This window comes from Microcystis sp. M53603_WE2 (genome assembly GCF_030065435.1).
The window spans coordinates 1-2,165 of sequence record NZ_JASJFF010000660.1 but is presented as its reverse complement, the minus strand read 5'-3'; the positions used below and the strand labels follow the sequence as shown (position 1 = coordinate 2,165).

Sequence of the window (2,165 nt, the reverse complement as noted above, 5' to 3'; positions counted from 1 at the left end):
TGCGGCTTTTCGCAGGGGTGCTAGGGAGCGATTACTGTCCAAATAATCCCTTTTTTCAATCTCTTGGGTTAATTCTGCGAGACTAATCCCCCCATTTCCCTGCGCTTCTAAGTCTTTTAATCTCCTTCTCGCTCTTTCTTCGGGTGTCGCTGTCAAGAAAATCTTTAATTCCGCTTCTGGGAAAACATTAGTACCAATATCCCGACCTTCCACAACTATTCCCCCCGACATTCCCATTTGTCTTTGCAGGGTGACTAACTGCTGTCTCACCGCTTTTTGAGCGGCAATTCTGGACACTTGCGAGGTAATTGCGGGAGAGCGAATCTCTAAAGTCACATCCTGCCCGTTAATCTTCACTATAGTCACATTTTCAGGATTATCGGCGGGGATTATTTCTATCTTCGCTAAAGATAATAACTCGGCGATGGCCGCTTCTGCGGACAAATCCAGACCGGAATTCACCACTAACCATGTCACCGCGCGATACATCGCACCGGTATCGAGATAGGTTAACCCCAATTTTTCGGCTACTAAGCGCGTTACTGTCGATTTTCCCGCTCCAGCCGGCCCATCAATAGCGATAACTGCCCGACGTTGACGCAAGATAATATTATCAATTAAACGGGTTTGACCGATCGATCCAGCGATCGCTAACAAACCCCCTGTCTCGATCTGCTCGATCGGTTGTAAACTCTGGGGATGGACTAAATCCAGATACTGAGGGCGAAATTCTGGTACTCTGTCCAGATTTTTTTGCACAATAGCCAGTAGTTTTTCCCTTTGTCTTTCCCCTAAACGAAAACTTTCGAGAGCTAATTGCAAACTTTGGGCGATAATTGTCGCTTTTTCCTTTTCTGTGGGCGATAGATACTGATTGCGAGAACTAACTGCTAATCCCGATGTTTCTCGCACTGTAGCACAAGCGCGAATCTCGATCGCTAAATTTAAATCCCTGACTAATTGCCGGATAATCGCTAACTGTTGGGCATCCTTTTCGCCAAAATAGGCGATCGTCGGTGCAATTATATTAAATAACCTGGTGACAATTGTGGCTACTCCCTGAAAATGCCCCGGACGAAAAGCACCACATAACCCGCTAGTCAGAGAAATCGGGGGAACAACTGCGGTTATCTCCTCAGAATCACCAATTCCTAAAGTTTCCGCACTGGGAGCAAAAATAGCAGCAACTCCCAAGGATTCACATAATTGGCGATCGCTGTCAAGGCTGCGGGGATAGCGAGAAAAATCCTCTGTAGGGCCAAATTGTAGAGGATTAACAAAAATACTGACCACAGTTACCTCCGCTTCTGTCACTGCGCGTCGAATTAGACTAGCATGACCTTTATGGAGGGCGCCCATGGTTGGCACGAGGGCAATACTATGATCATGGCGATAATCAGCCAAAAAAGTGCGTAAACCAGGGATTGTTGTGAATATTTGCACAGGGTTCACTCCTTTAATAGCCTATTCCACTACTATTCGCCAGGGGATGCTGCCCGATGATCGATTCGGCTGCTTCCGGGGAATCGGCTTTAAATAATAACATCCCATCGCCTCTTTCTGTCCAATAACTCGTTTTTGTCTCCTGTCCTGTCTTGAAAGAGGGTGTAGGGTGTAGGGTGTGGGGTGTAGGGAAAGAAACCTCTTTCATCTGTGGGGGTGAAAATTTTTTCATCGGGACTGACTTGATTAAACGCTGCACACAAGTAGGGAGGCACAATTATTTGTAGGATGGGTTAGCGGTAGCGTAAACTATGCGGGTGTTGGGTTTCATGCTTCAACCCAACCTACGTTCATCTTATATTTAATTCCTCCACCTACTTAGTTAATTAGGAGTCAGTGGTCAGGAGTCAGCAGCCAGGAGAACGATCTTTTCTGGTTTAGAATTTATCTGTATCTGGTCTGGGGCCAACAGCACCGGCGGGATTAACAAAAAGATTGCCCCCGGCTTCATTTTGGAAGATACAATCGATTTTCGGTTTGCCTTCCAAGGGGCCGGTATAACCAAAGGTATTCATCCGGTTTTTACAACTTTGTACCTGCTGTCCATCGACTAATTTTTGTTGTTCTAAAATTGACCAGTTATTGCGTCGCAAAACGCAACCGGGTTGCATGACTGGTTGGGTGACAAAAACATTAAAGGGGTTAAGAGTGACATAAACCCG

3 protein-coding genes are annotated in these 2,165 nt (G+C 46.1%); all 3 read right to left on the bottom strand.

What is annotated here, in order from left to right:
* On the bottom strand, positions 1-1,443 hold a 1,443-nt coding region (locus PX481_RS14355), incomplete at its 3' end, for a bifunctional pantoate--beta-alanine ligase/(d)CMP kinase (RefSeq protein WP_288094808.1).
* A gap of 13 nt (positions 1,444-1,456) precedes the next feature.
* Positions 1,457-1,675, bottom strand: a complete 219-nt coding sequence (locus tag PX481_RS14350; RefSeq protein WP_288094807.1) for a hypothetical protein — start codon at positions 1,673-1,675, stop codon at positions 1,457-1,459.
* Positions 1,676-1,880: 205 nt separating this feature from the next.
* A partial coding sequence (locus tag PX481_RS14345) for a DUF3172 domain-containing protein (protein WP_288094806.1) occupies positions 1,881-2,165 on the bottom strand: 285 nt, incomplete at its 5' end.